The following is a 15,993-nucleotide window of genomic DNA, read 5'->3' as shown; positions in this document are numbered from 1 at the left end:
CGCGGTCTGCGCTTGCCCCCCCCGATGTAGCGCCGCGCGGCCGCCGAGGAAATGCCGCGCGTCAGCCCCCTGCCCGCGGGGCTGCACCCATCACCGGTCCCTGCGCAGCGCCAGTGCCTCGACCTCGACAAGAAATTCCGGCCGGGTGAACCCCGAGACGATCATCAGCGTCGAGGCCGGCTTCACCTCGAGATCTGCGCAGGCGCGGTCACGGGCGGCCATGTAGCCCTGCATATCCTCGCGCCGGGTCACGAAAGCCGAGAAGCGCAGTACGTCCGAGAAATCCAGCCCGTCCTCGGCGAGGATCGCCCGCAGCGCCTCGAAGCAGAAATCGGCCTGCGCTCCGACACCCTCGGGGATCGTGCCGTCGGGGCGCAGCGCCAGCTGGCCCGAGGTCGCCACCACGGGGCCGCCAGCGATGCCGTGGGAATAGTGGCCGAAGGGGGCGGCGATGCTCTTGGGGGCGAGCGGTTTCATCGGGTCTGTCCTTCGTCTGTTAGGCCGGCGCGGGCAAGGAAGAGCTGCACCGCCTCCGCCGCGATGCGCTCGAAATCCATCTCGGCGCCCGGGTCGACGCCCAGCACGCGGCGGCTCTGGAATTCGTAATCGGCATAGTGCTGGGTTACCGCCCAGATGTTCATCATGAAGAGAAGCGGATCAACCGGGTTCATCCGCCCCTCGTCGATCCAGCGCTGGATCACCGCCGTCGCCTCGCGCACCGAGGCGTGCAGCCCCTCCCACTTGCCGCCCATTTCGGGTGCGCCGCGCCCCAGCTCCTGCAGGAACAACCGCGACGCCTCGGGGCAGTCGAGCGCCAGCCGCAGCTTGAGCCGCACGTAGCCGGTGATCACCTCGGCCGGATCGTCAGACTCGCCCACGAAGAAGATGTCGCGCCACTGCCCGATGATGCCATCGAGCACCTCGCGGTAGAGATCCTCCTTGGAGGTGATGTAGTAGTGCAGCTGCGCCTTGGTGATCCCCGCAGCCTTGGCGAGCTGCTGCGTCGAGGTCCCCGACAGCCCGTAGCTGGCAAACTCGCGCAGCGCCGCCTCGCGGATGGCGTCGTGGATTTCCTTGCGCTTCAGACGTGCGGCGCTCATCGCCCTATCCCCTTGCTTGCCGGTTCGCCGAACCGGGCGAGACGCGTGCCGACCTTTTCCAGAAAAGCCCTCAGGTCCCTTGGCTTGCGGTGGTTCATGTCGTGTAGCTGCAACCATGTCACGCGGCAACGCGGGTGGAACAGCACCCGAAAGCCCCGCGCCAGCATCGAGCGGCCCGGATCGCGAATGAGCCGAAGCCACCACCAGGGCGAACCAGAGGTTGTGATCACCGCGAAATAGCGGATGTTCTGCAGCCGCCCGGTGGCGCGTTTCTTGGTGGCGCTGGCCACTTCGAAGGCGACGCCGGGCAGCCAGACCCGCTCCATCCAGCCCTTGAGGATGGCGGGCGGGCCGTACATCCAGGTGGGATAGACAAATACCAGCCCCTCGGCCCGGCGCAGCGCCGCGACATGCGGCGCCACCTTGGCGATCAGCCGTTGGGTGTTGGGGATGTAATCGGCCCAGTCCTCGGCAGAGAGGACCGGATCGAAACCCTCGGCATAGAGGTCGATCACCTCGACCTCGTGCCCGGCCCGCGAGAGGCTCTCGCGGGCCGTGGCAAGGAGGGCGGCACCGTAGCTTTCCCGGCCCGGATGGGCAAAGACGATCAGGACACGCAAGGCGCCGCCCCCCCCCGGCTCAGTTGCCTTCGGCGGCGGTCTTGATCTCGATGCCGTGGCGCTTGTTGACGAAGGAGGTGTCAGCCACCTTGGTCAGGTCGAGCGCGCCTTCCTCGAGGATGCCGCTCTTCACCGCGGTCTCGTAAAAGTCGGCGATGCGGGCGTCCGTCATCGCGCCGATGCCGAGCTCCACCGCGTCGCCGCTGTCGATGATGCCGAGCTTGGCCATCTGCGCCATCTCGGCGTCCAGCTTCTCGACGGTCAGCTCGGGGTTGGCGGCAATGATCGCTTCGTAGCCGGCGGTGTGGTCGCCATAGAGGAAGGTGTACCAGCCCTCGATCGAGGCCTCGACGAAGCGTTGCACCACGTCGGGGTTCTCGTCGATCATCTGCTGCCGAGTCTCGATGGTGGTGGCATAGGTGTTCCAGCCGTGGTCCGCCATCAGGTAGGTCGCCACGTCGGCGCCCTCGGCCGCGGCATAGAGCGGCTCGGCGGTGGCATAGGCCTGCTGCACCATTTTCTCGTCGCTGAGGAACTGCGCGAGGTTGTATCCATAGGGGCGGACCTGCTCGTCGCGGAAGCCGAAGTCCTCGACCATCCACTTCCAGTAGGAGAACTGCCCGTCCTTGGAGAGCAGGATCTCGGGCGCGGTGGTCAGATCCTCCCAGCTCTCGTAGACGCCTTCATGGGCAATCAGCGCCTGCGGGTCCTTCTGGAAGATCGCGGCGACGACGGTGGTGGGGATGCCGTTGCGCACGTTGTCGAACGACAGCAGCAGGTTGCCCGCCATCAGGAAGTCGAGCTTGCCGGCGATCAGCATGGGGCGGTTGTTCACCTGCGGGCCGCCCTGGCGGATCTCGACCTCGAGGCCGTATTTCTCGTAGGTGCCGTCCGCCAGCGCCTGGTAGAAGCCGCCGTGGCCGCCCTGCGCGAGCCAGTTGGTGCCGAAGACGACCTTGTCACCGGCGAAGGCCGCCGAGGCAGCGAGCGAGGCCGCCAGCGCGGTCAGAGAAATGGAGAGTGTCTTCATGGATTTGATCCTGTTGGTAGAAGGGTCTTGTTATGCGCTGCGCGCCATCTCGGGGCGCCAGCCCCGGGTCTTGCCCGGGTTCATCAGCCCGTAGGGGTCGGCCAGTTTCTTGAAGTCGATCTGTGCCGTGTCGATCGTTTTCATGCCGCCATCCTCGATGGTGACCACATGCGGGTCGAAGATCGTGCACCCGTCTGCTTCCAGCTCCGCGATGAGAGCATACATCTCGTCCTTGCCGCGGAAGCGCACCAGCGGCAGGGCGAAGATCTGGATCTCGCCGTCCTGCCGCGCCATCTCGTGGTGCCAGAACATCTCGTCGCCGTAGCGCTCCATCTGGCGCATCACGAGGTCGATGTCGAAGGGGCGCGGATAGGCCACCTGAAGATAGGTCCAGCCCTTGTCCACCTTCAGCGCCTGCAACGTGGTGTGGTTCCAGCCGCATTCATAGGCGGGCTGCAGGCGGTTCTCGTGGATCTCCTCCATGGTCATGGCAAAGGAGATGGTCGCGCCCTCGGCCTCGGCCCGCGCTCGAAAGCGCTCCATGTCCGAGGGGGCGACCATGGCGAAGACCGCGTCGCGGTCCTCGGGGAAGTAGCCCTCGAACTTGCGATAATAGGGCGCGAAGCGGCGCTCGACCGGGGTCAGCAGGTAGCAGTCGAGGCCGTCCTCCTGCGCGGCGGTGGCAAAGCGCAGCGCCTTGTCATAGCCGTCGAAGAGCGCCGCGGTGTGCAGCCAGTCGGTCGAGGGGGTGAGCGCGAGGCCCACTTCCAGCACGATGCCGTTGGTGCCATAGGCGTGGTGCACCTTCTGCACGTCGAGCCCGTGCAGCTCGATCACCTGCGGCTCTTCCTCGAGCGTCAGCACCTTGAGGTAGGTCAGGTTCCCCTCGTCGCGCAGCATCCCGTGGCGCAGCGAGCCGATGCCGCCCGAGCCACCCGCGATGAAGCCGCCGATGGTGGCAAGGCTGCGGGTCGAGGGATACATCGTCAGCTCCTGCCCCGTCTCGCGTGCCGCGTCGTCGAGCTTGGACATGCGGATGCCCGCCTCGACATGGGCATGGCCGGGGGTGATCTCGAGAATGCGGTTGAGGCGCGTTAGGTCGATGACCAGCCCGCCGTCGAGCGGTACGCATTGGCCGTAGTTGCCGGTACCGCCGCCGCGCAGCGTGACCGGCACCCTGTGGCGCACGGCGGCCGCTGCAACGCGGATCACCTCGTCCTGGTCCTGCGGGATCACCACCAGCTCGGCGCGCTTGTCCTTCAGCTCGGCGTCGAGGATTGGGCTGTACCAGAAGTAATCCTTCGACCGCGCCTCGAGCGCGCGTTCGTCGTCGTAGAAGCGCAGGCCGTCGAGATCCTTGCGCAGGGCGGCAAGCGCCTCTGCGTGGCGGCCCAGCGGGGCGGCGAGTTGGGTGTCGGTCATGCGAAGTCTCCGGGGGTCTCGGGGATGGGGGCGCCATCGCGCCAGACGGTGCGGACCGCGCGAGGGCGGTTCAGCGCATCGTCAAGGCTGCTGGCGGCGATATGGATGAAGTCGGCGGGGGCGCCCGCCTCGATGGCAAGGTCATGGCCAAGCCATTGCGCCGGGGTCTCGGTGACGCTGGTCAGCCAGTCCCGCGGGTCAAGATGCCCGGCGAGCACGGCCATGCGATAGACGTCGAAGAGGTCGTAATCGCCCTGCGGGTAGAAGGGATCACACACGTTGTCCGAGGCCAGCATCACCGGCATTCCCGCCGCGCGCGCCTCGTGCACGGGTGCGAGCCCGCGCAGCCGCGGCGTACGGCCGGGCGTGGCGTCCTGCAAAAAGGCGTTGGTGGTCGGCAAGGTGCAGAGCGCCATCTCGGCCGCGCCTGCCCGTCCGAGCAGGTCGGCCACCGCGCCCTCCGGGCGCACCGACAGCGCGCAGCAATGGCCCACCAGCACCCGGCCCGCCATGCCGCGCGCCTCGGTCTCGTGCAGGATCGCGTCGAGTCCCTGCGCGTCCGGGTCGAGCCCCTCGTCGACGTGGAAGTCGAGCTGCAGGTCATGTTTCTCGGCCAGATCGAAGACCCTGCGCAGCTTCCCGGGAATATCCCCGTTGCGGTAGACGAAGGCGCCCAGCACGGCGCCGGTCCCGGCGATCTCCTGCGCGATCCGGTCGCCGAACTCGGCGAAGGCATCGAGCGGGGTCAGCGTGGCGAGCTGCAACTCGACGCTGCCGCGCCACTCCTCGGCCAGCCCGCGCAGCACCGGCAGCGCCTCGGGCACCTCGGCCTCGGTCCAATCCACGTGGGTGCGCATCGCCTTCGTGCCATTGGCAAAGGCGCGGCGCAGCCCGCGCGCGGCGCGTTGGCGCAGGTCGTCCGCAGTCCAGTTCGGCTTGTCCCCGGCCATCAGCGCGATGGCCTCGTGCAGCGATTGCGGACGGCTCGGCACCCGGGCGGCGGTGAAGGTCTTGTCGAGGTGCACATGCGCGTCGGCAAAGCAGGGCAGCAGCAGACCGCCCCCCCTGCCCGTTCGACGGGGTGAGCGCGGCGATCCGCGCGCCCTCCAGTGACACGTCCCAATGTCCGTCGCGGTCGGCCAGCGCGACGCCGTTCAGCGTGGTCATCGCTCAGCCCTGTCGCTTGATCTCGCTCTCGTGCCAGTGCCCAAGCACCGCGCGCGAGAGCCAGGAGGTGGCAAGGAAGATCAGGATGCCCAGCATCGACACCAGCAAGAGCGCCGCGAACATCCGCGGGATCTCGTTCCGGAAGCTGGATTCGAGGATGCGCGAGGCAAGCCCGGTGTTCTGCCCGGCGGTGCCGGCGACGAATTCCGCCACCACCGCGCCGATCAGCGCGAGGCCTCCGGCGATCTTCAGCGCGGCCATGAAATAGGGCAGCGCCGAGGGGATCAGCAGGTAGCGCAGGCGCTGCCACTTGGTCGCGCCGTAGAGCGTGAAGAGGTCGCGCAGGTTGTGGTCGGCGCTGCGCATGCCAATGGCGGTGTTGGACAGGATCGGGAAGAAGGCGACGATCCAGGCGCAGATCAGCAGCGCGGCGAAGGTGCTGTCGACGTAGATGAGGATCAGCGGCGCGATGGCCACCACCGGGGTCACCTGCAGGATCACCGCGAAGGGAAAGAGGCTCATCTCGATGGTACGCGAAAGGGCAAAGACCATCCCCAGAGCCACGCCGCCGATGATCGCGAGGCCGAGCGAGAGCAGCGTCAGCTTGACGGTAAACCAGGCGCTCGAGAGCAGCGACGGGCCGTCTTTCCACAGGGTCTCAAGAATGAGGCTCGGCGCCGGGATCAGGTAGTGCGGAATCTCGTTGTAGCGCACGAGGAACTCCCAAAGTCCGAGCGCGGCGAGCAGCGCGAGGCTGGGCATCAGGATGCGCATTCGCCGCTCGCGGCGGGCGGCGCGCAGCGCGGGGTCTTCCGAGACAGGGGCTGCCTGCGGGGCCATAGTTACGGGGTCAGTGGTTGAGGTCGACATCGTCCATGGTCCCTTCGAGTGCATCCGACACGAGACGGCAGGTCTCGGCGTATTCAGGCGTGGTGCGGTAATGTTCGTCGCGCGTGGTGGCATCGGGCAGCGCCATGTCGTGCACCACCCGGCCGGGGCGCGGCGCCATGACCACGACACGGCTCGACAGGTAGACGCTCTCGAACACCGAGTGGGTGACGAAAATCACCGTCAGCCCGTTGCGCCGCCAGAGGTTCAGCACGTCGTTGTTGAGCTTGAAGCGGGTCATCTCGTCGAGCGCCGCGAAGGGCTCGTCCATCAGCAGCAGCTTCGGCTTGGTGACCATGGCGCGGGCGATCGAGACGCGCATCTTCATGCCGCCCGACAGTTCACGGGGATAGCTGCCGCCGAACTTGGCGAGACCGACCATCTCGAGTGCCTCGGTCACCTGCGCTTCGGCCTGCTTGCGGCCGAGCCCGCGCAGCTTCAGCGGCAGGTAGACGTTGTCGAAGACCGTGGCCCAAGGCATCAGCGTCGGCTCCTGGAAGACGAAGCTGACGTCGCCGCCCTGCACACCCTTGCCCGGCGCGTGGCCGTTGACGGTGATCTGCCCCGATGAGGGCGCCAGCAGTCCCGAGATCATCCGCAGCGCCGTCGACTTGCCGCAGCCCGAGGGACCGAGCAGGCTGACGAACTCGCCCTGCCGGATGGTGAGGTCCATGTCCTGCAGCGCCAGCGTTCCATTGTCGAAGCGCTTGAAGACATGGGACATCTCGATCTGCGCGGCGCCCTGCACAGAGGACCTAGCTGTGGTGTCGAGGGGCATGGGCGGGCTCCTTACCAGTCGGGTTGCGTGTCGAGGCGCGACAGCGGCGCGCGATCGATCTCGTCGAAGATGTCGATGAGCCGGGCCACCGCATGATCGAGGGTCGCCTCGCCCTTCTCGGCGCTGGCCAGATGTGCCTCGCCGCAGGCACCCGCGCTACTGAGATCCTGCGTCAGCCAGGCGGGCTTGGCCGGGCCCGGCAGCGCGATCGAGGGGGTCTCCTGCGCCCAGATCTCGGCCTGCGAGGGGAAGTCGCGGGCGTGGGACATGTCGACGTTCCCGGGGTCGAGCGCCAGCATCACCGAGGTTTCCATGTCGCCGGCGTGGATGCCGTGGCGCAGCTCGCGCTCCGAGAAGACGCCCTCGGGCATCCCGGCGGCGAACCAGCTCAGGGCAAAGGCCATCATCCTGTGCTTCTCGCGCAGTTCGCGGGCGACGATATCCATCGCCGGGATATTGCCGCCATGGCCGTTGAGCAGGACGATCTTGCGCACGCCCGATCGCGCCACGCAGGCGCCGATCTCGATCCAGACCCGCAGCAGCGTCTCGGCCGAAAGCGTCAGGCTTCCCGGATAGGCGCTGTGCTCGTTGCTCTTGGTCACCGCCTGGGTCGGCAGGAAGACCACCGGGCTGTGATCGGGCAGCGCGCCGGCAAGACGCGAGACCACGCCCTCGACAGAGGCGGCGTCGACGGACATGGGCAGATGCGGGCCGTGCTGTTCGATGGCGCCGAGCGGCAGCACCGCGATCAGCTTCTCGCGGTCGAGCGTGGCAAACTCCCTGCTGCTGTAATCCGCCCAGTATCGTTTCATGCCGTGCCCTTTCGACTGCCCTCGCCGCGCCGCAGCGATTTGCGGTTCCATAGCGAGTGATCAAACCATTTGGTATGAAAATTCGGAGTCGGACAAGTGGACCTTGGGTTCGCTTGGAAATTCACTCAAATGATGCCTTCAATTTGTGCATTTTTACCCGTCCCTTGCGACAACCACCCGCAGACCGGTCACGTCTCGCGCAGTAACTCTGCTCTGGCGCGATTCGCCGTCCCCGGCCCCTCTCAAACCCAGCGCCTTGCTTGACTAAAGTAGTCGGATTTTCTAGAAGGATGCAGTGACCAGCGCCCCGCCCCGGCGAGCGCCACGTCTTTCCTGCCGAAAGTCCCCGCCGGCACCCGGGTCCGCCACGTCCCGCAGGCCGCGCCTCCCTGCCCGACCGACGCGAGCCGCCATGACCTTCATGCCCCGCATGACATCGCAGACCCGAGCCATCAGCCCCACGCGCCCGCTGCGCTGGAGGCGCTGGGGCGGTGCGATCGCCGACGTCTGGCACGTGCATGGCGAGGCCGGTGCAGGCGGCTTCTACCGCTCGCCCGACCCGCGGCTGGTGGTCTTCCTCGGCGCGCAAGCAGAAGCGCTGCGGTTGCGCACCACCCCGGGCGGAGCCTGGATGGAGGGGATCGGCGCCTTCTATATTCCCGCCGGCATGCCGCTCTGGAGCGCCCTGCCCGAAGAGCGGGACTATGCGCATCTCGACTTCCACCTCGAGGCCGGACCGCTGGCGCAGCGGCTGCGTGCGGCAGGCGGGACTCGCCGGATGGACGAGGCGCATTTCCTCGCCACCGACAGCCGCACCCAGCCGCTCGCCGCGCTGCTGGCCGAAGAGGTGCAGACCCCTTCCCGCCCCGACATGATGCTCGACGGCCTGCTCTCGGCGCTTCTCTGCGAGGTGCTCGACCTTGGCGCGACCGAGGCCGAGCCCCGCCGCGGCGGGCTGCCGCCGCATGTGATCCGCGACCTGCGCAGCCATGCCCTCTCGGCGCTGCACCGGCGAATCGACGTCGCCGAACTGGCCGCGCTTGCCGGCCTGTCCGAGAGCTGGCTGACCCGCGCCTTCAAGCAGAGCCTCGGCACCACGCCGCAGCGCTGGCTGACCCAGCTTCGGGTGGAGGCGGCGATGGGGCTGATGACCGACACGCCGATGGGCCTTGCAGAGATCGCCGCCGCGGTGGGCTTCGCGGACCAGGCGCATCTCACCCGCGCCTTCCGCGCCGCGCAGGGCGAGACCCCGGGCGCCTGGCGAAAGGCCAGAACGCGCGTGATTGCGTCAAATCACGGCAGTCTCGTTCAAGAGCGCCCCTAAATCCCGAGATAAATACTCGGAAAAATTCCGCATCGTGGGACGTGACATGACAAGTACCCTCCGCCTGACGCTCCTGGCCAGCGCCAGCCTGCTCGCCCTCGCCGGGGCCGCGCAGGCGCAATCCACCGCAGACCTCTTCGACCTGGGCGAGCTCGTGCTCGAGGGGGAATACGATCCGTCGGACCCGGTGCCCGGCTATGTCGCCACTACGGCGCAGACCGCCACCAAGACCGGCACGCCGATCCTCGAGACGCCGCAGTCGATCTCGGTGATCACCGGCGAGCAGATCGAGGACCAGGGCGCCACCACGCTCGGCGACACGCTCGGCTACACCGCCGGCGTCACCGCGCAACCCTACGGCACCGACCCGCGCTTCGACGCGCCGACGATCCGCGGCTTCAATGGCGGCAACGCCCAATATCTCAACGGCCTGCGCCTGCTGCGCGAGCGCGGCGCACCCTCCTTCGAGGTCTACTCGCTCGAGCGGGTCGAGGTGCTGAAGGGTCCGGCCTCGGTGCTCTACGGCGCCGGCATCCCCGGCGGCGTGATCAACCAGATCCAGAAACGCGCGCAGTTCCTCAGCTTCGGAGAGGTCGGCGTCGGAGCCGGTGATCCCAAGGCGACCGAGGGCTTCATCGACTACAACCACGCCTTCAGCGACACTTTCGCCGCCCGCGTCACCGCCGTGGCGCGCGACAGCGAGGAAGACGTGGAAGAGCTGGAGAACAGCCGCCGCTATCTCGGCCTCGCCACCCGCTGGGAGCCGACCGCGCAGACCTCTCTGCAATTCCTCGGCGCCTGGCAGAAGGACAGCCCGATCACCCCGGCGGGCATCCCTTACGATCTGGTCGGCGAGGCCGACGACGAGGATCTGCGTGACTTCTATGCTGGCGATCCCAGCGACGACGAGAGCGAGCGCGAGATGCTCAACCTCGGCTTCGAGCTGAGCCATGAGCTGAGCAGCGACTGGTCGGTCGACGCGAACTTCCGCTACCAGAAGTTCGACTGGGACTACACCGGCTTCTACGTCAACAACCCCGTCGCCGACGGCGACACCATCACCCGCGGCGCCAATGGCACCACCGAGGCGAGCTTCTCGCAGAACCTCGATCTGCGGCTCAACGGCCAGCTTGACACCGGCGCGGTCAACCACCGTCTGGTGCTGGGGCTCGACATGCGTCGCTATGGCATCGACGAGACCACCGACTTCCTCAACGCCGATTCGATCAGCTTCTCGAACCCCTCCTACGGCGGCGCCAACCTGAGCGACCCGTGGTACTCCGAGACCAACGATCTTACGCTCGAGCAGATCGGCCTCTATGCGCAGGACGAGCTCGCCTTCGGCAACTGGCGCGCCTCGCTGGCGCTGCGGCATGACTGGGCCAACCAGACCGGCACCGCGTCGACCTGGATGGACTGGGCAGGCGACATCTACGAGAGCAACACCGACATCGACCAAGACGACGAGGCGACCACCGGGCGTGCCGGCCTGAGCTACGTCTACGCCAATGGTGTCGCGCCCTACCTGAGCTACACCACCTCCTTCGATCCCGAGATCGGCGTCGACAACAGCGGCACCCCCTTCAAGGCAACCGAGGGCAAGCAGTGGGAGGCCGGGGTGAAGTACCAGCCGCTCGGCTTCAACGGCTTCTTCAGCGCGGCGATCTACGACCTGCGCCAGACCAACGTGAAGACCCCGGTCACCGACGCCAGCGGCATCGGCGACGAGCGTCAGGTCGGCGAGGTGCATTCGCAGGGCCTCGAACTCGAGGCCTCGGTCGATCTCGACGGCGGTTGGAACCTGCGCGGCGCCTATGCGTGGAACCGTGCCGAGCAGGAAGGCGGCGACTACGACGGCCTCGACATGCCGAACGCGCCGCTGCACAACGCCAGCCTCTGGGCGAACTACACCTTTGCCTCGGGCTCGACGCTGGACGGGCTCACCCTCGGCGGCGGCGCGCGCTACATCGGCGAGCGCTACGGCGACGCGGCCAACCTCTACCACATGGACGACGTGACCCTTCTGGACCTGCAGGCGTCCTATGCGGTCACCGAGGACATGCAGGTCTCGGTCAACGTAAGCAACCTCACCGACGAGGCCTATGTGGCCAACTGCGGCTCCTTCGGCTGCTACTACGGTGACGGTCGCACGGTTCAGGCCCGTCTGACCTACAAGTGGTGATCCCTTCCACCTGACAAGACGGGGCGCCGCGTCTATGGATGCGGGGCCCCTTTCTGCCTTTCGCAGGCAGGATCGCGCCACGACCCTCGGGAGACAGCCGGATGCTGCGCCAGTTCTTCGCCTATTACCGCCCGCACATGCGGCTCTTCTGGCTCGACTTCGGCTCGGCCGTCGCCTCAGGCCTGCTCGAGCTGGCCTTCCCCTTGGCCATAGCCGGCTTCATCGACCACCTGCTGCCCGGCGGCAACTGGACGCTGACGCTGCTCGCCGCGGTTGGGCTGGTGGTGGTCTACCTGATCAACGCAGGGTTGATGATCGTGGTCACCTACTGGGGCCATAAGCTGGGCATCAACATAGAGACCGAGATGCGCAGCAAGGCCTTCGCGCATCTGACAAAGCTGAGTTGGGGCTGGTTCGACCGCGCCGAGACCGGCAAGCTGGTCGCCCGGGTGACCCGCGATCTCGAGGAGATCGGCGAGGTCGCGCACCACGGCCCCGAGGATCTCTTCATCGCCATCATGACCTTTGCCGGGGCCTTCGGCCTCATGGCCTGGATCCACCTGCCGCTGGCGCTGATGACACTGGTGATCGTGCCGGTGATGGTCTGGCTGATCGCCGTCTACGGCGGACGGATGACGCAGACATGGCAGGCCATCTACGGCCGCGTCGGCGCCTTCAACGTGCGGCTCGAAGAAAGCCTCGGCGGCATCCGCGTGGTGCAGGCCTTCTCCAACGAGCCGCACGAACGCGCGCTCTTTGAGCGGGACAACAGCCGCTACCGCGAGACCAAGCTCGACGCCTACCGCATCCTCGCCAAGCTCACCGCGCTGCACTACAGCGGCATGCGCATGGTGCAGGTGGTGGTCATGGTGGCCGGCGCGGGCTTCGTGTTCAACGGCACGCTTTCGGAGGGCGGCTTCGTCGGCTTCCTGCTGCTGGTCAACGTCTTCTTCCGCCCGCTCGAAAAGATCGCCGCGGTGATGGAGACCTACCCCCGCGGCATCGCCGGTTTCCGCCGCTACACCGAGCTTCTGGCCACCGAGGCCGATATCACCGACGCTCCAGATGCCATCGAGGCCCCGAGGTTTCGCGGCGAAATCACCTTCGACAAGGTCAGCTTCACCTACGACGGGGCGCGCGGGGTGCTGCATGGGGTCTCGCTCGACATCCACCCCGGCGAGACCGTGGCGCTGGTCGGCCCTTCGGGCGCCGGCAAGTCGAGCCTCATGGCGCTGCTGCCACGGTTCTACGAGCCGACCGGCGGCGAGATCCGCATCGACGGCGTGCCGATCCAGAAGATGACCCTCGCCTCGCTGCGCAGCCAGATCGGGCTGGTGTCGCAGGACGTCTTCCTCTTCGGCGGCACGCTGCGCGACAACATCGCCTACGGCAAGCTCGGCGCCACCGAGGAGGAGATCCTCGCCGCCGTCGCCCACGCCCAGCTCGCCCCGCTGGTCGAGACCCTGCCCGAGGGGCTCGACACGGTGGTCGGCGAGCGCGGCGTGATGCTCTCTGGCGGGCAGCGGCAACGGGTGGCCATCGCCCGGGTGTTCCTGAAGAACCCGCCGATCCTGCTGCTCGACGAGGCAACCTCTGCGCTCGACCGGACCACCGAGCGCGAGGTCCAGGCGGCGCTGTCTCGGCTGGCAGTCGGGCGCACGACGCTGGTCATCGCCCACCGACTCAACACCGTGCGCGACGCCGACCACATCGTGGTGCTGGAGCAGGGCCGCGTGGTCGAGCGCGGCAGCCATGACGCGCTGATCGAGGCGAAGGCGGCCTATTACGAACTGGCGAGCTGAACCCCAAGCGATACGCCAGATGCAAGAACGCCGGTCCGCAGATGCGGGCCGGCGTTCTGACGAAGGAAGACTGATCAGAGACGGATGTCGTCGAGCCGCTGGTCGCCCGGCAGCTTGGAGCGTTCGAGAATGATCTGCGAGATCGCCCGCGCCCGCACCGGGTTCAGCGCGGCCATGATCGGCGCCGCGTCGCGCTCGTTCATCGTGCCGAGAACCATGACCGAAACCTCGATGTCGAGATCGTCCATGATCGTCGCCGCATCCTTGGGCTTCATGTTCCGATAGAGCGCCACCAGCCGATCGACGTCGGAGGTATGCGCCGCCTTGACCTTCTCCAGAAGGCCGTCGAGCTCGACCTTGAGATCCGCCAGCCGCTGCTGTTCGATCTCCAGCGTCTCGCGCGCCAGCTCGATCTCGGCCTCGCGCTGCGCATAGCGGTCCTTTTGCGCCACCAGCAGCTCGCGCTCGGCACGGATCGAGGCCAGCAGCTCTTCGGGACCGCCTTCGCAGAGCATCGCCGGATCCGCCGCTGCCGCCGTGGCCTTGGCCGGCACGGGCTCCGGCTCGCTGCTGGCGGCCGCAGAGGCGGCGCCGACGAACATCGCCTGCTCGGCCCGCGGCGGCTCGGTGACAGAGGCGAGCTTGGGCTCGTTGGCGAGGGTCACGCCGATCTTGCCGATCACGGCGACCGCAAGACCCACGAGCAGGAAGGTGATCGGGCGCATCTGGTTCAGGCCTCCCGGTTGCGCACGGTTTCGAAGAAGCCGCGCACCAGCTCCGACTTGCCCGACACCGAGGCGGTGCCGGTCGGGCGGTTCGGCCGCTCGCGCGTGGTGCGGAACGAGGGCGCTTCGCCGCGGGCCGCGTCGCTGCGGCTCAGCTCGGGCTCGCGATGGCGGCGGGCGCGGCTTTCCGCGGCCTGCTCACCTGCTTGCTGACCGGCGGCCCGCAGCGCCGAGACCGCGCTTTCGGACTTGTCCACCGCGGCGGAGAAGCTGCCGATCATCGGCTCGAGCTCGCGCAGCGCCGCCATCAGGACACGCACCCGGCGATCCACCACCCAGGCGTAGGTGAGCGTGCCGACGAGGAGCACCAGTATGGCCATGTCAATCAAGAAGGACATTGGGCAATTCCTCTTCTTCGTACAGTTTTTCCGAGACCTTCAGCGCGATCTTGCCGTTCTTGCGGCGGCCGACCTCGGCGCGGGCAATGGTCTTGCCGGTGACGCAGATGGTCACAGGATCGTCCACCTGCATGCCAAGATCGAGCACCTGCCCCGGCATCCACGACAGCACCTCGCGCAGGCTCAGGTTGGCCTCTCCGAGCACCGCGGCAACCGGGATATTGGTCGTTCCGAGCTTCTCGGTCAGCTTCATGCGCCAGCCGGTGTCGCCGCCGAGCTGGCCGCCGGTGAACTGCTGCGACAGCACGTCCCCGACCGCGTCGAGCGCCGTGGTCGGCAGCAGGAAGACCATCTCGCCGACCCGGTCCTCGATGTTGATCTTCAGCACCGCGCGCGCGCAGGAGCTGGTCGGCGGCCCGAGCATCAGCGCCTTGGGGTTGGTCTCGAGATGGCCGATCTCGAAGCGCACCGGCGTCACCTTCTCGAAGGCCGCCGACAGCTCTGCGAGCGTACGCTCGCAGAACGCCTTGCCGATCCGCTTCTCGATACCGGTGAAGGTGCGGGGGCTGCGCGGAGTTTCCGGCACCGTGCGGCCCCCGAAGGTGATCTCGAGGATCGAGTAGAGCAGCTCCGGACGCAGCGCGGCGGCGATGGTGCCGCCCCATTCCACCGCCTCGGTGACGCCGATCAGCGCCGGCTCGGGCAGCGAGTCGATGGCGTCCTGGCAGGTCAGGTAGTCCATCTTGGCCAGCGTCACGTCGACCACCGCCCCGAGGTAGGTCTTCAGCGCCTGCGAGAGCGACAGCGCAAACCGGTCGAACACCACCTCGAGCATCGGAAGGCGCGCGTAGGAGCGCTTGGCGCGCTCGACGATCAGCTCCTCGACGGCGCGGGTGTCGATCACGAATTGGCTCTGCTCGTTCATTGGATGATCAGGTCCGCGATGAGAAATTCCTGGGGCGCCTCGCTGTCGGTGATCGCGCGGGCGCGGCGCAGCAGCTCGCCCTTGAGCCGGGCGATGCCGATCGACCCCTGAAGATCGCTCTCGTTGAGCTGCCGCAGGTAGTCCTGGAAGCTGTCGCGCATGAAAAGCTGGCGGGTCTCGATCGTCGCGGCACCCGGCAGGGCGTTGTCGTAGACCAGCGCCAGGTTCAGCTTGAGAAAGCGCGAGGTCTGCCGCCCGGTGGCCGTGGTGGCGGTGATATTGACGATAATCTCCTGGAACGGCAGCACGATGATGTTCTCGGGCTGCTTGGGCATGTCCATCAGCTGGGTGTAGCTGGAGGCGCCGGACGCAGGCCCGGGGGCCGCGCCATGGCCCGACACGTCCGTATGCACCGCGGAACCGCCCTCCTGCGCATCCGTGCCGCTGATCAACGCGCTCAGCCGGGCCGGCCCCGCCGCGGCGACAAGCCCCGCCAGCAACGCGACGACGCAGGCCAGCGCGATTGCGAGCGCGATGACCAGCCCCCCTTTCCGGGAGCCGTCGGATGTGGTCTCGGTCGTTGTCGCGTCGGCCATGGAACGTCTTTGAGAGTGGTAACTAATCTTGTTTTACTATGCGTGGAATCTTCGCCCCAGGCAAGCAGAACTTCCGGTATAGTTCTTGATGAGCAAGAACAGTTGTGTTTATTCTTGCGGCAGAAGACACGATGGGGCGCAGGACACGTGCAGGCGATACTGGAAAATCTGAAATCGCTAGGATGGCGGCGGCTCTCGGTCCTAGGAGGGACGGGGTTTGCCCT

16 protein-coding genes are annotated in these 15,993 nt (G+C 67.2%); 3 read left to right on the top strand and 13 right to left on the bottom strand.

What is annotated here, in order from left to right; all coding sequences use genetic code 11:
- Positions 1–90 precede the first annotated feature (90 nt).
- The 9 genes from CLG85_RS03910 to CLG85_RS03870 form a co-directional block, all read right to left on the bottom strand.
- Positions 91–477, bottom strand: a complete 387-nt coding sequence (locus CLG85_RS03910; RefSeq protein WP_095882583.1) for a RidA family protein — start codon at positions 475–477, stop codon at positions 91–93.
- Positions 474–1,100, bottom strand: coding sequence for a TetR family transcriptional regulator C-terminal domain-containing protein (locus CLG85_RS03905; RefSeq protein ID WP_176476607.1), 627 nt, complete (start codon positions 1,098–1,100; stop codon positions 474–476). The genes CLG85_RS03910 and CLG85_RS03905 overlap by 4 nt, the downstream gene beginning before the upstream one ends.
- Positions 1,097–1,720 carry an NAD(P)H-dependent oxidoreductase gene (locus CLG85_RS03900; RefSeq protein ID WP_095882581.1) on the bottom strand — a complete coding sequence of 208 codons (624 nt, stop codon included), beginning with the start codon at positions 1,718–1,720 and terminating at the stop codon, positions 1,097–1,099. The genes CLG85_RS03905 and CLG85_RS03900 overlap by 4 nt, the downstream gene beginning before the upstream one ends.
- A 19-nt stretch (positions 1,721–1,739) precedes the next feature.
- A complete protein-coding gene (locus CLG85_RS03895; protein ID WP_095882580.1) occupies positions 1,740–2,750 on the bottom strand; it encodes an ABC transporter substrate-binding protein in 1,011 nt (336 codons plus the stop codon).
- A gap of 30 nt (positions 2,751–2,780) precedes the next feature.
- Positions 2,781–4,172, bottom strand: coding sequence for an FAD-binding oxidoreductase (locus CLG85_RS03890; RefSeq protein ID WP_095882579.1), 1,392 nt, complete (start codon positions 4,170–4,172; stop codon positions 2,781–2,783).
- Complete coding sequence (locus tag CLG85_RS03885; RefSeq protein WP_260348472.1) at positions 4,169–5,221, bottom strand: amidohydrolase family protein; 1,053 nt, start codon at positions 5,219–5,221, stop codon at positions 4,169–4,171. The genes CLG85_RS03890 and CLG85_RS03885 overlap by 4 nt, the downstream gene beginning before the upstream one ends.
- A gap of 121 nt (positions 5,222–5,342) precedes the next feature.
- A complete protein-coding gene (locus CLG85_RS03880) occupies positions 5,343–6,209 on the bottom strand; it encodes an ABC transporter permease (RefSeq protein ID WP_217989796.1) in 867 nt (288 codons plus the stop codon).
- Entirely contained in the window at positions 6,190–7,005 is an 816-nt protein-coding gene (locus CLG85_RS03875; RefSeq protein ID WP_095883574.1) for an ABC transporter ATP-binding protein, read from the bottom strand. Before CLG85_RS03875 ends, CLG85_RS03880 begins: the two co-directional genes overlap by 20 nt.
- 11 nt (positions 7,006–7,016) lie before the next feature.
- Positions 7,017–7,817, bottom strand: a complete 801-nt coding sequence (locus tag CLG85_RS03870) for a creatininase family protein (RefSeq protein ID WP_095883573.1) — start codon at positions 7,815–7,817, stop codon at positions 7,017–7,019.
- A gap of 412 nt (positions 7,818–8,229) precedes the next feature.
- Here CLG85_RS03870 and CLG85_RS03865 point away from each other — a divergent pair, with 412 nt between their 5' ends.
- From CLG85_RS03865 to CLG85_RS03855, 3 genes are all read left to right on the top strand, one after another.
- Positions 8,230–9,141, top strand: a complete 912-nt coding sequence (locus tag CLG85_RS03865; protein ID WP_260348460.1) for a helix-turn-helix domain-containing protein — start codon at positions 8,230–8,232, stop codon at positions 9,139–9,141.
- A gap of 46 nt (positions 9,142–9,187) precedes the next feature.
- Complete coding sequence (locus tag CLG85_RS03860; protein ID WP_095883948.1) at positions 9,188–11,323, top strand: TonB-dependent siderophore receptor; 2,136 nt, start codon at positions 9,188–9,190, stop codon at positions 11,321–11,323.
- Between the two features lie 101 nt (positions 11,324–11,424).
- The gene (locus tag CLG85_RS03855) at positions 11,425–13,125 is read left to right on the top strand and encodes an ABC transporter ATP-binding protein (protein ID WP_260348459.1); all 1,701 of its coding nucleotides are present in this window, start codon (positions 11,425–11,427) and stop codon (positions 13,123–13,125) included.
- Between the two features lie 74 nt (positions 13,126–13,199).
- Here the strand turns inward: CLG85_RS03855 and CLG85_RS03850 are convergent, their stop codons facing one another.
- From CLG85_RS03850 to CLG85_RS03835, 4 genes are read right to left on the bottom strand one after another with little or no spacing between them, the layout of a single operon-like run.
- Positions 13,200–13,850, bottom strand: a complete 651-nt coding sequence (locus CLG85_RS03850) for a MotE family protein (protein WP_224848949.1) — start codon at positions 13,848–13,850, stop codon at positions 13,200–13,202.
- Positions 13,851–13,855: 5 nt separating this feature from the next.
- Complete coding sequence (locus tag CLG85_RS03845) at positions 13,856–14,248, bottom strand: flagellar motor switch protein (protein ID WP_260348458.1); 393 nt, start codon at positions 14,246–14,248, stop codon at positions 13,856–13,858.
- Entirely contained in the window at positions 14,232–15,173 is a 942-nt protein-coding gene (locus CLG85_RS03840; protein ID WP_224848945.1) for a flagellar motor switch protein FliM, read from the bottom strand. Before CLG85_RS03840 ends, CLG85_RS03845 begins: the two co-directional genes overlap by 17 nt.
- Complete coding sequence (locus tag CLG85_RS03835; protein ID WP_095884398.1) at positions 15,170–15,769, bottom strand: flagellar basal body-associated FliL family protein; 600 nt, start codon at positions 15,767–15,769, stop codon at positions 15,170–15,172. The genes CLG85_RS03840 and CLG85_RS03835 overlap by 4 nt, the downstream gene beginning before the upstream one ends.
- Positions 15,770–15,993 lie beyond the last annotated feature (224 nt).

The organism is Alloyangia mangrovi (assembly GCF_002300555.2).
Lineage (GTDB): Bacteria > Pseudomonadota > Alphaproteobacteria > Rhodobacterales > Rhodobacteraceae > Salipiger > Salipiger mangrovi.
Note: the sequence above shows the minus strand (reverse complement) of the source record. Positions and strands in the feature narration are given on the sequence as shown.

Bases quoted from the DNA above. Each gene is read 5' to 3' on its own strand.
- CLG85_RS03910 (WP_095882583.1), bottom strand. From the start codon at position 477: ATGAAACCGCTCGCCCCCAAGAGCATCGCCGCCCCCTTCGGCCACTAT.
- CLG85_RS03905 (WP_176476607.1), bottom strand. From the start codon at position 1,100: ATGAGCGCCGCACGTCTGAAGCGCAAGGAAATCCACGACGCCATCCGC.
- CLG85_RS03895 (WP_095882580.1), bottom strand. From the start codon at position 2,750: ATGAAGACACTCTCCATTTCTCTGACCGCGCTGGCGGCCTCGCTCGCT.
- CLG85_RS03890 (WP_095882579.1), bottom strand. From the start codon at position 4,172: ATGACCGACACCCAACTCGCCGCCCCGCTGGGCCGCCACGCAGAGGCG.
- CLG85_RS03880 (WP_217989796.1), bottom strand. From the start codon at position 6,209: ATGTCGACCTCAACCACTGACCCCGTAACTATGGCCCCGCAGGCAGCC.
- CLG85_RS03875 (WP_095883574.1), bottom strand. From the start codon at position 7,005: ATGCCCCTCGACACCACAGCTAGGTCCTCTGTGCAGGGCGCCGCGCAG.
- CLG85_RS03870 (WP_095883573.1), bottom strand. From the start codon at position 7,817: ATGAAACGATACTGGGCGGATTACAGCAGCAGGGAGTTTGCCACGCTC.
- CLG85_RS03865 (WP_260348460.1), top strand. From the start codon at position 8,230: ATGACCTTCATGCCCCGCATGACATCGCAGACCCGAGCCATCAGCCCC.
- CLG85_RS03860 (WP_095883948.1), top strand. From the start codon at position 9,188: ATGACAAGTACCCTCCGCCTGACGCTCCTGGCCAGCGCCAGCCTGCTC.
- CLG85_RS03855 (WP_260348459.1), top strand. From the start codon at position 11,425: ATGCTGCGCCAGTTCTTCGCCTATTACCGCCCGCACATGCGGCTCTTC.
- CLG85_RS03850 (WP_224848949.1), bottom strand. From the start codon at position 13,850: ATGCGCCCGATCACCTTCCTGCTCGTGGGTCTTGCGGTCGCCGTGATC.
- CLG85_RS03845 (WP_260348458.1), bottom strand. From the start codon at position 14,248: ATGTCCTTCTTGATTGACATGGCCATACTGGTGCTCCTCGTCGGCACG.
- CLG85_RS03840 (WP_224848945.1), bottom strand. From the start codon at position 15,173: ATGAACGAGCAGAGCCAATTCGTGATCGACACCCGCGCCGTCGAGGAG.
- CLG85_RS03835 (WP_095884398.1), bottom strand. From the start codon at position 15,769: ATGGCCGACGCGACAACGACCGAGACCACATCCGACGGCTCCCGGAAA.